This window comes from Domibacillus sp. DTU_2020_1001157_1_SI_ALB_TIR_016, assembly GCF_032341995.1.
In the GTDB taxonomy this organism is placed as follows: Bacteria; Bacillota; Bacilli; order Bacillales; family Domibacillaceae; genus Domibacillus; species Domibacillus indicus_A.
This window is the reverse complement of sequence record NZ_CP135438.1, coordinates 602,458-618,998: the sequence shown is the minus strand read 5'-3', so window position 1 is coordinate 618,998 and position 16,541 is coordinate 602,458. Positions and strand designations below refer to the sequence as shown.

At 37.9% G+C, this 16,541-nt stretch carries 14 protein-coding genes; 9 read left to right on the top strand and 5 right to left on the bottom strand.

Annotated elements, in window-relative coordinates:
- Positions 1-72 precede the first annotated feature (72 nt).
- From RRU94_RS02935 to RRU94_RS02925, 3 genes are all read right to left on the bottom strand, one after another.
- Complete coding sequence (locus RRU94_RS02935; protein WP_315691741.1) at positions 73-1,515, bottom strand: MBOAT family O-acyltransferase; 1,443 nt, start codon at positions 1,513-1,515, stop codon at positions 73-75.
- A 278-nt stretch (positions 1,516-1,793) separates the two neighbouring features.
- The gene (locus RRU94_RS02930) at positions 1,794-2,141 is read right to left on the bottom strand and encodes a hypothetical protein (protein ID WP_315691740.1); all 348 of its coding nucleotides are present in this window, start codon (positions 2,139-2,141) and stop codon (positions 1,794-1,796) included.
- Complete coding sequence (locus RRU94_RS02925) at positions 2,125-2,913, bottom strand: ParA family protein (RefSeq protein ID WP_315691739.1); 789 nt, start codon at positions 2,911-2,913, stop codon at positions 2,125-2,127. The genes RRU94_RS02930 and RRU94_RS02925 overlap by 17 nt, the downstream gene beginning before the upstream one ends.
- Before the next feature lie 1,145 nt (positions 2,914-4,058).
- On the opposite strand from RRU94_RS02925, the gene RRU94_RS02920 reads away from it, so the two are divergent.
- Together RRU94_RS02920 and RRU94_RS02915 are read left to right on the top strand one after the other, a co-directional pair.
- The gene (locus tag RRU94_RS02920) at positions 4,059-4,334 is read left to right on the top strand and encodes a helix-turn-helix domain-containing protein (protein WP_315691738.1); all 276 of its coding nucleotides are present in this window, start codon (positions 4,059-4,061) and stop codon (positions 4,332-4,334) included.
- A gap of 76 nt (positions 4,335-4,410) precedes the next feature.
- Complete coding sequence (locus RRU94_RS02915) at positions 4,411-4,608, top strand: hypothetical protein (protein ID WP_315691737.1); 198 nt, start codon at positions 4,411-4,413, stop codon at positions 4,606-4,608.
- A 41-nt stretch (positions 4,609-4,649) separates the two neighbouring features.
- On the opposite strand, the gene RRU94_RS02910 is transcribed toward RRU94_RS02915, so the two are convergent.
- Positions 4,650-5,675 carry an RNA-guided endonuclease TnpB family protein gene (locus tag RRU94_RS02910; protein ID WP_315691736.1) on the bottom strand — a complete coding sequence of 342 codons (1,026 nt, stop codon included), beginning with the start codon at positions 5,673-5,675 and terminating at the stop codon, positions 4,650-4,652.
- Positions 5,593-6,009: a hypothetical protein gene (locus RRU94_RS02905; protein ID WP_315691735.1), complete on the bottom strand. Its 417-nt coding sequence runs from the start codon at positions 6,007-6,009 to the stop codon at positions 5,593-5,595. Before RRU94_RS02905 ends, RRU94_RS02910 begins: the two co-directional genes overlap by 83 nt.
- Positions 6,010-8,738: 2,729 nt before the next feature.
- Here RRU94_RS02905 and RRU94_RS02900 point away from each other — a divergent pair.
- The 7 genes from RRU94_RS02900 to RRU94_RS02870 all read left to right on the top strand — a co-directional run bounded on the left by RRU94_RS02900 (position 8,739) and on the right by RRU94_RS02870 (position 16,506).
- Positions 8,739-9,566 carry a ParA family protein gene (locus RRU94_RS02900; protein WP_251272584.1) on the top strand — a complete coding sequence of 276 codons (828 nt, stop codon included), beginning with the start codon at positions 8,739-8,741 and terminating at the stop codon, positions 9,564-9,566.
- Positions 9,559-9,921, top strand: coding sequence for a DUF5388 domain-containing protein (locus tag RRU94_RS02895; RefSeq protein WP_315691734.1), 363 nt, complete (start codon positions 9,559-9,561; stop codon positions 9,919-9,921). The genes RRU94_RS02900 and RRU94_RS02895 overlap by 8 nt, the downstream gene beginning before the upstream one ends.
- Before the next feature lie 676 nt (positions 9,922-10,597).
- Positions 10,598-11,593, top strand: a complete 996-nt coding sequence (locus RRU94_RS02890) for a transcriptional regulator (RefSeq protein ID WP_315691733.1) — start codon at positions 10,598-10,600, stop codon at positions 11,591-11,593.
- Between the two features lie 1,535 nt (positions 11,594-13,128).
- Complete coding sequence (locus RRU94_RS02885) at positions 13,129-14,142, top strand: SIS domain-containing protein (RefSeq protein ID WP_315691732.1); 1,014 nt, start codon at positions 13,129-13,131, stop codon at positions 14,140-14,142.
- A gap of 60 nt (positions 14,143-14,202) precedes the next feature.
- Positions 14,203-14,997 (top strand): substrate-binding periplasmic protein, encoded by a 795-nt coding sequence (locus tag RRU94_RS02880; protein WP_315691731.1) that lies wholly within the window; start codon positions 14,203-14,205, stop codon positions 14,995-14,997.
- Positions 14,998-15,086: 89 nt separating this feature from the next.
- A complete protein-coding gene (locus RRU94_RS02875; protein WP_242234328.1) occupies positions 15,087-15,761 on the top strand; it encodes an amino acid ABC transporter permease in 675 nt (224 codons plus the stop codon).
- The gene (locus RRU94_RS02870) at positions 15,739-16,506 is read left to right on the top strand and encodes an amino acid ABC transporter ATP-binding protein (RefSeq protein WP_315691730.1); all 768 of its coding nucleotides are present in this window, start codon (positions 15,739-15,741) and stop codon (positions 16,504-16,506) included. Before RRU94_RS02875 ends, RRU94_RS02870 begins: the two co-directional genes overlap by 23 nt.
- Positions 16,507-16,541: the final 35 nt, after the last annotated feature.

Below are 16,541 nucleotides of genomic sequence, written 5' to 3'. Positions count from 1 at the left end.
AAACAAATAGCGGGCGGGCACAGCCATGATTTTTTCTATCAAAAAAAGCTGCCATAGCGGCAGCTTTTCCTTTTAAAAGTTAAAGTACAGAAATTCTGATACATTTTGTAATTGAAGAACCGAATAAATAACCAGGACAGCCAGATAAACAGCTGTCGGCCAATTTGGCTTAAATGCATCTTTCAGCTGAATAGAGTTTTTAGCAAAAACAGCAATCCCAAATGCAATGACAAGCAGAAGTGCTCCTTTTGCGAAGCTATCCATAATCGTAAAATCATAATATGGAAGGTTCAAGGTGTTAAACACTTTGTTCTGTAAATCATCTGGCAGGCTGAATCCGTTTAAACCGATCATACTTTTTAAAACCTGAAGAGCGACTTCCACCGATGGAGCACGGAAGAACACCCATGCCACATTGACAAATTGGAAAGTAATAAACCATGCCAGCAGTTTAGGAAGCTTAAAGCCTGCCCGATTCCACAATCGGTTGATCACACTTGCTACACCGTGCATGATACCCCAAATAATAAATGTCCACCCGGCTCCATGCCAAATTCCGCTGATAAAAAAGACAGCTAAAATGTTTAGATAGGTTCTGACGGCTCCTTTGCGATTTCCTCCAAGCGGGATATAGATATAATTCGTTAAAAATCTGGAAAGTGTCATATGCCATCTTCTCCAGAAATCCTGAATACTTAGCGCTTTGTATGGGGAATTAAAGTTGACCGGCAGCACAATATTAAACAACAAAGCTGCCCCAATGGCCATATCAGAGTATCCGCTGAAATCAAAGTAAAGCTGGAATGTATAGGATAGGGATGTCACCCACGAATCCACAAATGTTAGGTTTTCCGGTGTGCTGTATCCGGCATTCGCCCATACAGCAAACGTATCTGCAATTCCTACTTTTTTAAACAGCCCGATTCCAAAGATAAAAAGACCGGTTGCAATATTGTTATAGTTTATTTTCCGATTTTCTTTATCTTCAAATTGAACCATTACATCATTATGCTGAACAATCGGTCCGGCAATCAGCTGTGGGAAAAAGGTAAGAAACAAGCCATAGTTTAATGGATTGTAGCCTTTTGTTTCTCCACGGTAGGAATCAACAAGATAAGGAATCTTTTGAAACGTGTAAAAGCTGATCGCCAGCGGAAGAACCAAATTTAAAATCACAAAATCAGTGCCAAAAACGGCATTTACATTTTCCACAAAGAAATCATGATATTTAAAGTAGCCCAGCAAACTAATATTAAACAAAATCCCAACTGTGAGCAGAATCTTTTTGCTCTTTTGATTATGCATTTTTCCAAGGTTGGTACCGATAATATAGTTAACTGTTAAAGAAAGCAAAAGCAGCGGCAGATAAATCGGATTCCACCAGCCGTAGAAAAATAAAGAAGCTAAAAACAACCAGGTTTTTGATAACGTGAAATTAATTTTGTTTAAAGCAAAATAAACAATAAACACAACCGGAAGAAACATAAAAATAAATTCAAACGAATTAAAAATCAAGAAGCTCACTCCGTTAATAATGTTCTGTACAAATGCCCCCTACACTATACTATCTAAACTGCTCCCAAACAACAATACTTTAACGAAGATGTACAAAAATATTTATTATTTTCTTTTATTCTTATAGAGCTAACTGCAAAAAAGCTGCTCTTAAGAACAGGCAGCAGACGCTGTCTTCTCTAAAAGCAGCTTTTCATTTTCATATATAAGTTCCTGGTTTCTATATACACATATACTAATATATTCATATACATGTATATAAATATACATGTATACTTCTACTTTAGTACGCTTTTTAAAAAATTATTGATTAACTCAGACTTGGCTCCCTTCCCGTGTTCCTTCCCAAACTTGTCCAATTTCTTTGCCACATCTTCATCAATATAAGCACTGATCTGCCGCTTAAGAACAGGCTTGGGCTTTTTAGTAACAGAATGGAGAATGTCCCCTACACTATTACTCAATGCATCTTGCTGTTTTTCTTCTCTTATCTGCTCTGTATTCTCCATGCTGTGGATCTTTTCCACCTTAGCTTCAAGCTGTTTTTCTCTCTCTGGCTGTACCCTTGCACCGGCTGTTGCAGCGACGGCTCCGAACCCTGCTAGTCCTTTACCTTGCTTGCTCATTTTCTTTAATCTCCTTCCATAATTCAAAGTAGCTTTTTGCAATATCAGTGGACTTTTTTGCAAGTGTAGCCGGCACTTTTTCGTATGCTACACTGCTGGCAAATCGAATGCTTCTTGGAATATAGGAATCAAATAAATGAATCTGGCTTTCGGCGCAATATCTTCGTGTTTCCTGCATCACTTCCTGATGTAAAATCGTCTGGAAATTAACCATTGTTCCAACAACTCCAAGCACCCGCAGCTCAGGGTTAAACTGTTCTTTAAAATCATCAATGGTTCCCAATACTTTTACTAATGAACGCATGGAATAACTCTCCGGAGAAAATGGAATTAAAACGGAATCTGCGAAAGCAAATACATTTCCGACCATTAAAGAAAGAGACGGCGGCGTATCAATTAAAATATATTCATAGTCATCCCGCAAAGAGCTGCATGTTTTCTGCATAATCGAGAAAGGTGCGCGATATTTTTTGCTTTTACCAATCACCTCAAAATCAAATCCAATTAAATCATCATTCGCTGGGAGAATATCTAAGTTTTCATAGACGTTTTGAACCGCTTTTTTTGGATCCAGCTGATTGATCAGTACATCATACAAGCTAACTTCAAACTCATCTGGATTTTTCCCAAACGACAAAGCCACATTGCTTTGATTGTCTGCATCAATGATTAACACTCGTTTTCCCTCGGCTGCCAAAACGCCAGCCAGGTTTGTTGCTGTCGTCGTCTTTAAAGACCCGCCTTTATTATTGTTGACAGCAATTACTCTCATTTTCTAACCACCCTTTCTCTCTATTTAAGCTGATTCTTTTTATATAGAAACCCACTAATATATATTCTATTAGCGAGGCCTGCTCATTATTCATAGCAATAAACATTTCAACGTCAATAGCTGCTTGATGTTTAAAAGAGAGTCGTGATCCATATGAAAGCTAATCTAGATGCCGTACAAAGCTTAAATTCCTTATTGATGGCCGTTTTCATTTTCATTTCAAACCTTTTACTTCATTTAATCCTTACATTGAATAGGCGGTTTTATTAAAGAAGTATTTATTTTTAATACATTATTTAAAAATAAAGTACGTATCTTTTTTGATACAGATATGGCAATGAATGTAGAATGTAGTATGACTGATCATATTCATGTTAGTACTAATATTAGTATTGATATTAATACAATCGTTGATATTAAAAAGTTGTCTCTGTGGAAGTCAAATTACGTATTTAATTAGTAGAAATATTTATATGAGAAACAATACCAATTATGCTTTTACTTTTATTTCAGTTGAGCCATTATATATACTGTTAGTGCTTTTATGGGAGGTGAATTTCGTATTTGTTTTGTGACGCCTATTATATAGAAAGAACTCATCAGTATAAGCCTGGACATTCACCATAATATTTTCATTGTATGGAATATAACCACCCCGTTTAAGCTAATATCTTTTGGCACCTTATTTTACATGTCAACTTAATCGAATGATTGTGATTAAAACAAACAGAAAATAAATGATGATATGGATACTCGCTTTACCGGTCTTGATCGTGTAAATATTTTATAAGAGAGCGGAAGAACAAAGGGGAATGACGTGCAGTAACCGTACTCGTACTGATAGCAACATTGATTTACTACGAAATATTTTTCATTCATATACACATATACTAATATACAATGATACTTGTATATTAGTATATGTGTATATATGTATTTATGTATATTTGTTTTGTGCTGAAAATAAGCTTAATGATAAGTTTGTCAGCCCCTTCTTTTCAATATCTATGTTAGTACTAATATTAATATTAATATTTAAAACAATGATAATAGAAAACAAACCATGATTTCGGATGAGCTGCTCTTAGCAATATGAATCAAACAATTCCTTCCATATTCGATATGGTGATTTTGAGGTGAGCGTAATGTATGATAGCGAGGTTACACAAAAAGTGATTGCTTTCATCGAAAGAAACTTAACAGAGGATCTGCAATTGAATTCTTTTCCAGCTGTAACGGGATACTCTAAACATCATTGGCTGCGTGTCTTTAAACAAGAAACAGGTAAGTCAATTGGTGAATATATTCGTATTCGCCGGCTCGCTATGGCTGCAACGCTATTATTGCATTCTGAGAAACTCCTTATCACAATCGCTTTTTATTTCACTTTCAATCACAGGAAGCATTCACGCGACGTTTAAAGAAGTATACAACTTGCCTTCAGGAAAGTATCGCCAAACGATGAAAAACATATGGATCGAAGGGGAGGAACAAGCTATGAGTATGACTGAATCCATTAAAGGCTGGTATTTAAGTGGTTCAACCCCCGAACTATATGACATCTCTATAGATACGAATGTTTTTCAAATAGGAACTAAAGCCGGGCTGCTCGCCGCAAAAAGTGAAACAAATGTACAGCAGTTTGGGCCAAGGATGCAAGGTTGTGAACCTCTCCACCTAAATCAAAGATTTTGATGGAGCATCCCTTATTTTGAATACAGTACAACATCAGCGGGTTAAGCTTCCTTCGGAAGCCCGAGTGCATGATGGAGACTAATGAACGAAGACAAGGTCTGGGATGTCCTTATTGCCAGCTCAGGAACTTTTGCCTGAAGTGACAACCATTTCGTTTCCGAAATGGTTTTTTGAAAAGCCCGAATGAAATAACGGGCCCCGATATTATAAGAAGCAGATAAATCCGCGTGATAGACTTTGCCCGTTGAAAACGTGGCAAGGTCTTTTTTCCGGTTCCGTTCCACTTTTCCAGAGCCATCAAATGCCAGGGCGCTGGTGTTTCGCGGATTGATCCGGGAAATCCGCATGCCCAGGGAGTGCGCCATTTCTTCCACTTTGTTCTGGATGCCTATTTTCCGCCATCCGTGAAGCTTGAAACGAAGTTTCCTGGCTCCATAAAATCCTTTTGGGATTTTCATTTTGCCCAGATATTCGAATACGATGACGTCACAGCCATGCTTTGCTGCAAATTTTATAATTTCCTGGCTTGTGTGGCGGACAATATGCTGCTGGTACCCATTGATCTGCCGCCAAAAAATCGGTGCCTGAATGCGGCCGCTTGCCCGCTGGGCTTTCCGCAGCTTGTTCGTTAACGTCTGCAGACGGTCTTTTTCTTTAGGCTGGTTGATAAATATCCGGCCTAAGACAGTACCTCTTACATCGATAATTGAACAAACCGCAGAGTTCGTGACTCCGAGATCTACCGCGCACACTTTTTGTTCTTGAATAGGCGTTTTTGCTAAAGTGACTTTGTTTTCATAGCTGATGGAAAGGAAGAATTTCTTTCCCCGCTTAATCAGCTTAGGATTGTTCTCTTTCCATTCCCAGACACCGCGTTTGTAGAGGTCCTGCCCTTTAAACTCGATATCTACCCATACCCAGTCATTCTGATGGAATACCTTAATTTGCGCAGTGGTAGCGGATGTTTTGTTGAACATATTCCCTTTATAAAAAAACAGGAAATTCCTTATGTTCCGTCTGCAGGCGGGGAGGCTGTTTCCTGAATTTCTTCCCTGCGTAAAGAGCATACTTCTGCTCTTTTTCCCAGTTTTGATAGTTAGAGCGAAAGCTCTTTACTTTGCCAAAAGCAGAAGCAATAGCACTTCGGCGGAAGTAGGACGGAAATTTGTAAAAGCGATCCTTAAACTCTTTGTATTTAGGTTGAGGGTTTGATTTGGTTGCGTGAATCAGTTTTTCTACTGCCGGTACAATCGATTTGGTTGTCAGGTCGTCGGTATTATCAAACTCTTTGTCGATCACTTGAATGATGAAAGACAGGGCATCATTATAAATATCCAGCTTATCATTGAAGATTTCGGTCCGGTTTGTAATTTTGTGCAGCAGTGACTTCGCAACTTTCATGACCAAACCCTCCTTTCCATTTTTTAGTCCTTATGATACGTTGATCGTATCAAAATGGAAATCAATTGTAAAACGAAAAGAGAATCAATATGAGTGATTATAAATAAGAAGCGGCAATGGGTCTAATGAAAAAATATATAGAAGAGTAGGAAGAATTAAGACCTTAGCGCCTAACCCCCACTAAATCGGAGATTTTGAAGGGGAATGCGGCGCTAATTTTTTGTACAAGCCGGGCAATTTGTAGGGAAGCATTAAAATTGTCCCGCTATTTAAAAAAGGAAAATGCTACAAAGTGTGCAGCTTGGCTGCGGTAGACAATGTAGACGGTGACACACTACAATTTGATAATGTGAGCGATTGCTCAATTGAAGGGACAACTGACTGGAATCATTATTCTATCGTATTGGATATTCCTAAACAAAGCGCCTCGTTTTCTTTGGTGTTTTACTCATTTGAAAGGAAGAGTATGGGCAGATGGGTTTTGTTTAGAGGAAGTAGACAAAAAAGTACCTGTAACCAATATGCTGGTCATTGAAAAGCTCCCCAAGCAACTTGGATTTTAGCGAATAACAAACCTTTTTACTTTTTCTCACTGCTTCCTATTCGCTCTACGTTCATTACGTTCACCATATAATAGAAGAAACACGGTAAAAGATTGTTTCGAAAACAAACTATAGGGGAGATGAAAAGAGCCCGTTTCACTTGCTCTGTAAGTAAAAGGGGGGCTTTTTTTATATTCTATTGAAGGCTGCCCAATTGATTTAATCTTTGCTTGAGTGATATAAAAGACTGTAAGCTCTTCTCATTATGATAACTGTTAGGTATATTGAGTGGTGAGAGAGAGGGAACAATCCCCTTGCTTTAAAAATTTTATCACTCCACTAAACATAGTCATGAACGGAGAGGCCTTCCAGGGAAGAATTTAAAATGTTTTAGAACTGTGACATGTATAAAATGTTTTCCTTCAAGAGATAAACAGAGCAGGCACGGCTATAATGTATACTTATAGATATGTATACGTATATACTTATTTACATATATACTCATATACACGAATACATATATACTTGTATATTTGTAATTTACTTAGCCTATGATTAAGATGAACCTTCTTTATTACCTGCATAAAGAATGGTTCGTTTCACAAGCAGAAATTGATTTTCCTCTTAAGCGAATTTAAGCTCCCTGCCAGCAGTTCACCTCTCTATACGGTTTTTCAGTTTTACTCCTTACTCTCCTCATGTTTCTTTTTCCCAATGAACAAAAGTATATTTCTTAGCCTTTAAACAGGACCCCGTTTGGTAAAGCAACAAATGGTCCCATAAGGCGTTTGATCGTCTTCTTTAGCCCGTTAGCTTTTTATGAAAGGGAAGGGGAGCAAGCAGCCTGCTAACAAGCCCAGGAACATATAGAAAGACCCACATGAACGTGAGTTAAGCTGAATGTTGAAACATGCTACCGCAATATCAAAGAAGCTAACTACGTAATCTTTTCTACTTATTTGCTGATAAGGCTGTTGGTTGTAAGCAAAGACCCTGCCCGTATGTACTTCCTTTTAAGCGTGTATATTCATATACAAATAGACTAGTATACGTATATATATGTATATGAACATACATATATACTTGTATATTCGTAAAGCTTCCATGGTCAGGCTATTATTTTTATTTTTTTGTCTGCCTCTCTTTATTAGATGCCTAACATTCATAAAGACTTTTTCCTGCTCAAAGAAATAAAGATATCTGGCAAGTGGAGTTTACTGGTTTTCTACTACATTTTTCAGTTTGGTTCTTATATAAGAATGCCCGACGTGCGATATGAATGTTTAAACTGTTCTACTTGATCTTGCTTATTACTTCCTTAGTGATTCGCTTTTATCCATTAAAGAAGGACGCAGGAAGAACAAAAAGTAGAATTCAATGTATATTCGTATGTGCATATACATATATATTTGTATATCCATCTATGTGTATACCTATTTACTTGCCCAAGGGATTAAGGGATTTCTTTTCCGATCTCCCACAAAAGTGATTGTACAAGGCCATGCTTAAAGAAAAGAATTAATTCAGTTTTATTTAATAAGAGTCACTTAATCCATCTACAAATAAATATGTATATGCGTATACAAGAATACTCGTATACTTGTATACGCAATATTTCAAAGCTTACTATGAAGTTTGGCAAAGAGTTTTATTCCCGCTTCTCCTCTTAACAGTTCCAGATTAAAACTCTTGTATAAAGTATTTAACGCAGTAAGTAATTGGTTACGCCTTTCCTGCTCAGGCAGTTGTTTTTAACAATCGTTTGGCAGCCAGCTTTCTTACAAAAACAGATTCAATCATTCGACTTACCCTCTTTTAACACGTATTTAAAAAGAGGGTAAACGATACCTCTCCATTACTTGTACACGAGCTATGCTAACTTTACTTAGATCTTAATGACATAGGAACATAAAAGTCAGACTAGCAGTCGTTTATGATTACGGTATAGAAGAGGACCTTACTCATTCCTCCATTCAAAAGTACGTATACAAGTAGATGGATATACGGGTATATGTGTATTTTTGTATATGAATATATTTGTAGATATGTATATTCGGCTTTCTTGCAGCCCGCTTACTATAAAAAACTCAATTATAACAAGACTTAGCAATAAAAAAGTGATATGATGATTTTAACTATAACAAATGTCTACATGTATATTGTAGATAAAAAGGGAGAGTGCCTACAATGTCGAGACCATGTACTGTCGTTACTTTTGGAAATTTTAAAGGTGGGACGGGCAAAACAACGAACAGCACGATGATTGCTTACACACTATCAAACATGGGATATAAAGTTTTACTCAGCGACCAGGATCCCCAAGCGAATGCAACGAGCCTTTATTTGCGTACAAAAGCGCTTATATCGGATGAAATTGTTTCTTTTGACCGGACTCTTATGACAGCTATTCAAGCAGAAGATTTATCTAGTATCGTGACAGAAGTAAAGGAAAATCTATATTTGCTTCCAAGCTTCAGTGACTTTGCTCTTTATCCAAAGTTTCTGGAAAAGAAATTCCCTAATAATTTAGACCGTGTACAATACTTTTCTACATTATTAGAACCATTAAAGAAAGATTTTGATTTTATCTTTATTGATGTACCGCCAACGATCTCGGATATTACGGATTCGGCTCTTTATGCTTCTGATTTCGTAGTAGTCGTTCTTCAAACCCAGGAGCGCAGCTTACAGGGTGCTGAAATGTTTACAAAATATCTTCAATCATTGATTGATGACTATGATGCCCATATGGATATCCTGGGTATCCTGCCTGTTTTATTGAAAAATGGTGCGCCTGTGGATATTGCTACACTCGAAAACGCAAAAGAGATTTTTGGTGAGCACAATATTTTTGAAACGCTCGTAAAAAATATGGAACGCTTGAAACGCTACGATATTACCGGGATTTCAGATGAAGACATGCACGACAAAAAAGTCATGAAAAGCTATCGCGAAGTAACAGAAGAATTTCTTAAGCGCTGGGAACAAGAAGTAGGAGTGACTAATAATGTCTGATTTATTAAAGAAGAAACCCAATAAGCTCTTAAACAGAGGCAAGCAAATTACGCCTAACACGACTTTTTCTCTTGATAATGATAGTTTTAATAAACCTAGCATCGCTACAGACACAACACCGCCGGAAAAGAAAGAAACGCAAACAAAAAGAGTGCAGCAGCCGGGAACGACAACCGTTCGGGTTAGTACGACAACAAAAGAAAAGCTGAATGGCCTGGTTACATTAGGGATTGCAGAAAGCGTCGACAGTCTATTGGAGATCTTAGTAGAAGAATACCAGTCAAACTACCTTACTAAAGAACAAAAGAAACAGTATTCTTTAATACTCGACATCTATGCCAGCCGAAAAAAATAAAAGATACCCCCAGATAATTGGGGGTATCTTTTATTTTTTTCATCAAAATCGCCCAAAAAGGGCTCTTTTTTTATCCACAAGTGAATAAAAATAAAACGGTAGATTTATAGATGTGTGGATAAGTAGATTTATCTACTTATACTTTTGTAGACTTATCTACAATGTTAAAAGGTGAGCAAAGTTATCCACAGTGAAAAACCCTATTGTACCAAGGGTTGAAGCGTCTTAATGTATACATGTATACATTTTTCAATCATTCTATTTTATATACATAGTTACTCGTATACATGTATTTGCATATACATATTTACCATATTGCAAAACCGCCCCAAACCCTATTGCAGTGCGGGTTTTTATTGTTTACAATTTGAAATATCAACAGTTGTCCACAACCAAACAACAAAATGGGCAGCAGAGAATCTACAAAAATGAAAACTAAAAAATAAAAAGGCAAAAGCGTGTTGCAAAGATGCTACCAACATCTTTACAACCATTCACCGTGAACCACCCACGGTAAACACCTGCTTTTACCTTCTTGAATACCTCTATTTATATGTTTATTTTACGATAAATAGACGGTATTTTCAAGAGGTATCTTTCTGTTGCAGATCGACGGCGTGTTTACCGATAAACGGTAAATGCGCCTTTTTGTTTTCTGGAAACGGAGGCAAATAGCATGACTGCAAGTGTAGTAATTTCAGTGAGTGAATTTAAAGAGATGAACGATTATGTTCCGTTCGCTAAAACACATCAGGAACAGCAGGATATGAAGTTAACACTTTTAAAAATGGTTGAAGCCATCTACGGTGATCGGTATTACCGCTTAAAAGAAGGGACCAGAAAAGCGATCGATATGATGTGCTGGTTTGCAGCAGAGAAAGGCTTCTTTTTTGCCAGCGATGACTACCTGGCCGCCCGGTATGGCGTTACGGATAAAACAGTCCGCAATATTTCGAAAAAACTTCGGGATCATGGGGTGATTCAAACGATCTATCGGCGCTCCAGCACACAAAACGGTCTTAGTGCACCCATTCATTTATTCACAGCTCACCCTTATTTCGATCACTGGAAACAAGTTCTTCAACTGCCAGATTTCCAAGCTGATTTCCAAGCTGAAAAAGCTGAAATCCCTTGTGAGAGTAAGGCTGAACAGCCAAAAAAAGTTTCTACCAAGTATTTATCTTTTAATAAAAATCTTTTAAAGATCTTACGTAAGGAAAATCGTCTCGGTTACACCTTTACACCGAAAAACGTTCCACAAACATTTATCAAAGCTGTAAAACCATTTTTTGATGAAGCAGCGGACATCTACCATTTGTGGGGCAAAGCTATACTTGCTTATAAAAAGTTTAATCTTTCTCAAGTGCTTGAGTCTTATGAAGAAATGGTAATTGAAGCATTTAAACAATCTGTATTCGCTCATAAGCAAAGAAAAATTAGAAAAGATTTTAATGGTTATTTCTATGGCACTCTTGTACGCATGTTTACATACAAAAAACGCGAAGAAACGTTCACCAGTCATCCAACGATTTTTAACTGGCTGGAAGAAGAGGAAGAAAGCACAATTCCTCCTAAAGAAGTCAGCAGACAAAGCTGGCAGGAACAAATTAATCAGTTAATGCAAAAAGAAGATCAGCGTATTCAATTTCATCCAGACGAAATTCCTTATTAACAGCAGAATGTAGAAATTAACTATTTGCTTTTATAATGGTTTCTTAACAGAGAAAATATGTTTGCATATGAAGTGGTTCGTGGCTGCATGTTTACGAGAAAAGCATATGGTTATTTACAGCTGCTTAATTTTAATCGTGAAACGAGAGTAAAAGTGGCTGCTTTTCAATAGAATGCTGGCTTTTACAAGAAGTATAGAACGGTTTTGTGTCTGTAGTAGAGTAGTGCGCGCTTGTTTTCTTTGAAGAAAACGAGGATATAGCCGTGTTTCATAAATAATGTAATAAAAAAGCGTCATTTTATTATGGCCTACTATGAAGCAGGTTTATTAAGGGTGCAAATAAGATAGGATACCATCATGTTTTTTTGATGAGAAAAATACAGTTTTTTAAATAGTTACTTTATTTAGAATACAATATTTTACTGTTATTTTTCAACTAAAAATTCTGCATTTATGTTTAAAATTTACTGACAAAAGCAGAAGGATGCGTAGGATCAGCTATTTTATGAAACAAGTTGGACTTAACCTGCTTAATAAAGAAATGATGGTTCTTAAAACGCTCCCTTTGACTATAAGCACAGGGGGAAGTATTACTCAACAAGATAGCGCACGACCCTTGTTTGTTGTACTGAAGTATAAAGCCAAAACCAGGCTGTAGGGGCAGGGCGTCGTGTTTACCAGGTTCTTTATCCACAAAGAGTGAAGAAGATCCTTACTTAAGGCCGCACTGTAAAATGGGATAGTATGCGCATGTAAGAAATCGTTCTGCTTCTTTTTTTATATTCAATAGCAAGAGAATAATTCCGTTTTCTAATAAAGTTTAAACAGTATATTGATGTATGGACACTATGGTGTGCTAATCGTGACAAATAGTTTTTGATTTTCTCTCGTTTAGAAAATATCTGATCGCCCGCTTTTTGTTCCTTCACTCGTTCGAGACGAGAGGAGATATAGAGGAGTTAAGCAGCATTCCTTTTTTAAAAAGAAACGGATACTATTCCGTTCGTATAAGAAAGTTCCCGGATTAAATCTACATAATCAGAAAAGCAGAGCAGCCATGCTTGCATGCCAAGGATACAGGTACCAGCAGCAGGTCACTTTTTTATAGCAGCTCAAGAGTGATTCAGCCCTTTATCCAAACGGATCCGCCCGTTTTCTATTCACTGATATACAATGATACATATATACCAATCTACAAGTATTCTTGTATATGGATATATATGTATCATTGTATATATGTATATTGATATACATATATACACGATCTGTGCTATTTGCTTTTTCCTTTACACAAAAAAATATTGCAAAAAAGAAAGCGCTTTAATATAATGTGTTCAACACCAAGTCCTTTAAACAGTTTCGAGTTTTCAGAAATAACGTCAGTAAATCTGACAAATTCATTGTGCACGCTTATCGACCTCTGCATAATGAAGGTATTCCTTAAAAAACGGAAGCAAAGAATTTCAAATGGGAATTGTGGTATATACCAAAATAGATTTTCTGGTATATACCAAAAAATAAAAGGAGTGGATAATATGTTGAATTTCAGTCAAGAAAGGTATTTAAAGGTTACGGAAGGAGCGCTTTCCTTAAGAAGCCAGATTGAGCAGGCTGCTGATGAGATTTCAAAAAAAGGTTTTAAAAACATTTTTCTTCTTGGATCAGGCGGATCCATTGCTATCATGTATCCTTTTGAATACATGCTCAACTCACTTTCAACGATTCCTTCTTATGCTGAAATTGCGTCAGAATTCATGCTTCAAAACCATAAACAGTTTACAAAAGAGTCGCTCGTTATTTTATCTTCTTTATCTGGTACAACAGAAGAAACCGTAGCCGCTGCGGAATATTGTAAACAGCATGGGGTAACCTCTATTGGGTTAGTCGGTGAAATGGGAACACCGCTTGCCGGCCTTGTGGATTATCCAATTGCCAACTATGCAGAAAACGATTTTGCTGCCGATTCAATTAATTTACAAATGTATATGCTTGTTTTTCGTCTTATTCATAATCATGGGGAATTTGAGCAGTATGAGACATTTATCGATCAGCTTCAAACCATTCCAGAGCAGCTGATTAAAGTAAAAGAATTAACAGATCCTAAAGCAGCAGACTTTGCAGCTCGTTATAAAAATGAAGACTATCATATGCTCGTTGGATCGGGTACTGCCTGGGGCCGTACATATGCTTATGCGATGTGCGTGCTGGAGGAAATGCAGTGGATTCGTACAAAGTCCATTCATGCCGCTGAATTTTTCCATGGCACAATCGAATTAGTAGAAGAAGACTTAAGTATGATTCTCTTGAAATGTGAAGATGAAACACGCCCATTAATGGAGCGCGTGGAGCGGTTTGCGGAGAAATATACAAAGAAGCTGAGCATTTTTGATACAGCTGATTACCCGCTGGATGGAATCAGCCAAGAATTTAGAAAATATTTAGCTCCCCTCGTATTGGCCACCGCTTTGCAGCGAGTCAGCATTCATTTAGAAAAGCAAAGAGGGCATTCCTTAGAAACACGCCGCTATTATCGTACGGTAGCGTATTAAACACTTTCCCACTTTGGTCTATACCAAAGTGGGGGATATAAATGTAGAGGAGGATGGAAAATGAAAAAGGTACGTTTGGCTTCTTTACTATTGATGGTCGGGATACTCGCCGCCTGCGGAAATACGGAAGAAAAAGCAGAGCAAGCGTCAGCGAGCGGTGATACGCTGAAAGTTATTACAACAGCCGGTGGATATCCGTTTAATGCAACAAACCCAAGCACGAATGAGATAGAAGGATTTATGATTGACATTGCCAAGGAAGCAACAAAGCGGGCTGATATGGACATGGAAATCGTAACAGGCGAATGGAATTCACTCATTCCTTCTCTACAATCAGGCAAAGCGGATGTGATTGTGGATGGCATGTATATTACCGATGAACGAAAAAAAGAAATTAACTTCACTGATCCGGTTTTTGGATTTGGAGAAGGGCTGATTGTTCAGGAAGGCGACAAAACCACTGCTTCTCTTGAAGACTTAAAAAATAAAACGATCGGCGTTCAAATGGGCACATCGTTTAAAGACATGCTGGAAGAACAAAGCCCTGAATTGAATCTCGAAGTTAAAACCTACCAAACATTGGCTGATTTGCTGAAAGATATTGAATCGAAACGTATTGATGCTGCTCTTGCCGATAAACCGGCTTTTACGTACATGAAAAGCCAAAATCCAAACATGACCTATCGCATTGTAGACGAATATGTACCTTCTTTATCTGGTGAAATCGGACTTGGTGTGTCAAAAGAGAACACCGCTCTTGTTGAAAAGCTGAATACATCTATTGCAGAGATGAAAGAAGATGGAACGCTGACCTCTATCTATGAAAAATGGGGAGTAGAATGGGAGCAGCCGTAAGTGTAGCAAAACGGGTATTGAGCAGGAAAATCCTTTCTGTCATCAGGAAGGGTTCTGCCTGCTGTAATCTATAAAAGGAGCGGATAGATATGCAGGAAATCTGGTCAAATATTGTTCTTTTTAGCCCCAGACTGCTTGAGGGCACCCTGATTACAATTCAGTTAACAGCCATCTCTTTAATTTTTTCCTTGATCATCGGGCTTGCCGTTGCATTAGGTAAAATCACACATAACAAAACCATCAACCGAATTTGCAATTTCTATATTAGTATTGTCCGCGGCACACCTCTTCTTGTCCAACTGCTTTATGTGTACTTTGTTTTTCCGGATATCGGCATATCCCTAACTGCTTTTCAAGCGGCGATTGTCGCTCTTTCTATTAATGAAAGTGCGTATTTAGCTGAAACATTTCGGGCTGGCATCAAATCAATTCCAAAAGGACAGATGGAAGCTGCCCAGGCAATTGGGATGGACTACTCCCTGGCTATGCGGCGGATCATTCTGCCACAGGCCATTCGAAATGTGATTCCGGCGATTGGAAATTCGGCCATTGTGTTAATTAAAAACTCTTCTCTTGCTGCGGTTATCACAGTGACGGAACTGATGCATAATGGAAATCTGCTGGCTGCTTCTACGTATCAAAACATTCAAATCTTTACGATGGTCGCTATTGTATACTGGGTTCTTCACTATCCATTGTCTTTGTTTGTGGATTATTTAGAAAAGAGAGGAGCGGCTCACCATGTTACAAGTAACCAACATTAATAAATCTTTTCATGGCAAAGAAGTGATTAAAGGCATTGATCTCTCTATTCAAAAAGGAGAGGTCGTCGTGATTATTGGGCCGAGCGGAAGCGGAAAAAGTACATTTTTGCGTATGATGAATGCGCTGGAATTTCCGACAGAAGGAGACGTATTGCTTGAAGGGGAATCGATTCTGTATCGAACCGTTGGAAACAAAAAAGTACCAAGAAAAGAAAAAGAGCTGAGCAAATTTCGGGCAGAAGTAGGTATGGTATTTCAAGGATTTCATTTGTTTGCTCATAAAACGGTATTAGAAAATATCATTGAAGGGCCTATGCGCGTACGCAAAGTCCAGAAAGAAACGGCTATTTTAGAAGCGGAGCGTCTTTTACAAAAAGTAGGGCTTGCGGATAAACGTGATCAATACCCCCATGCTCTTTCGGGCGGCCAGCAGCAGCGTATTGCGATCGCGAGGGCCCTTGCCATGAAACCGAAAATCCTTCTTTTTGATGAGCCAACTTCCGCTTTGGACCCTGAATTGGTCGGCGAAGTGCTGCTGGTAATGAAAGAACTGGCGAATGAAGGAATGACCATGGCCGTTGTGACACATGAAATGGGCTTTGCGCGGGAAGTAGGCGACCGGATTATTTTTATTGACCAGGGCGTCATCGTACAGGATGAACCGGCCCATCATTTCTTCCATATCAATAACAACAATGACCGGATTAAGCGATTTTTAAATACCATTTCCAGAAATGTTGTGTAACATTTTATAGCTGTTTAAATGAATCATTAAAAAAG

What these genes read in the sequence shown, in the direction of transcription:
- RRU94_RS02905 (WP_315691735.1), bottom strand. Translation starts at nt 6,009, where the DNA reads ATGAAAGTTGCGAAGTCACTGCTGCACAAAATTACAAACCGGACCGAA.
- RRU94_RS02925 (WP_315691739.1), bottom strand. Translation starts at nt 2,913, where the DNA reads ATGAGAGTAATTGCTGTCAACAATAATAAAGGCGGGTCTTTAAAGACG.
- RRU94_RS02880 (WP_315691731.1), top strand. Translation starts at nt 14,203, where the DNA reads ATGAAAAAGGTACGTTTGGCTTCTTTACTATTGATGGTCGGGATACTC.
- RRU94_RS02870 (WP_315691730.1), top strand. Translation starts at nt 15,739, where the DNA reads ATGTTACAAGTAACCAACATTAATAAATCTTTTCATGGCAAAGAAGTG.
- RRU94_RS02885 (WP_315691732.1), top strand. Translation starts at nt 13,129, where the DNA reads ATGTTGAATTTCAGTCAAGAAAGGTATTTAAAGGTTACGGAAGGAGCG.
- RRU94_RS02930 (WP_315691740.1), bottom strand. Translation starts at nt 2,141, where the DNA reads ATGAGCAAGCAAGGTAAAGGACTAGCAGGGTTCGGAGCCGTCGCTGCA.
- RRU94_RS02900 (WP_251272584.1), top strand. Translation starts at nt 8,739, where the DNA reads ATGTCGAGACCATGTACTGTCGTTACTTTTGGAAATTTTAAAGGTGGG.
- RRU94_RS02895 (WP_315691734.1), top strand. Translation starts at nt 9,559, where the DNA reads ATGTCTGATTTATTAAAGAAGAAACCCAATAAGCTCTTAAACAGAGGC.
- RRU94_RS02890 (WP_315691733.1), top strand. Translation starts at nt 10,598, where the DNA reads ATGACTGCAAGTGTAGTAATTTCAGTGAGTGAATTTAAAGAGATGAAC.
- RRU94_RS02920 (WP_315691738.1), top strand. Translation starts at nt 4,059, where the DNA reads ATGTATGATAGCGAGGTTACACAAAAAGTGATTGCTTTCATCGAAAGA.
- RRU94_RS02875 (WP_242234328.1), top strand. Translation starts at nt 15,087, where the DNA reads ATGCAGGAAATCTGGTCAAATATTGTTCTTTTTAGCCCCAGACTGCTT.
- RRU94_RS02910 (WP_315691736.1), bottom strand. Translation starts at nt 5,675, where the DNA reads ATGCTCTTTACGCAGGGAAGAAATTCAGGAAACAGCCTCCCCGCCTGC.
- RRU94_RS02915 (WP_315691737.1), top strand. Translation starts at nt 4,411, where the DNA reads ATGAGTATGACTGAATCCATTAAAGGCTGGTATTTAAGTGGTTCAACC.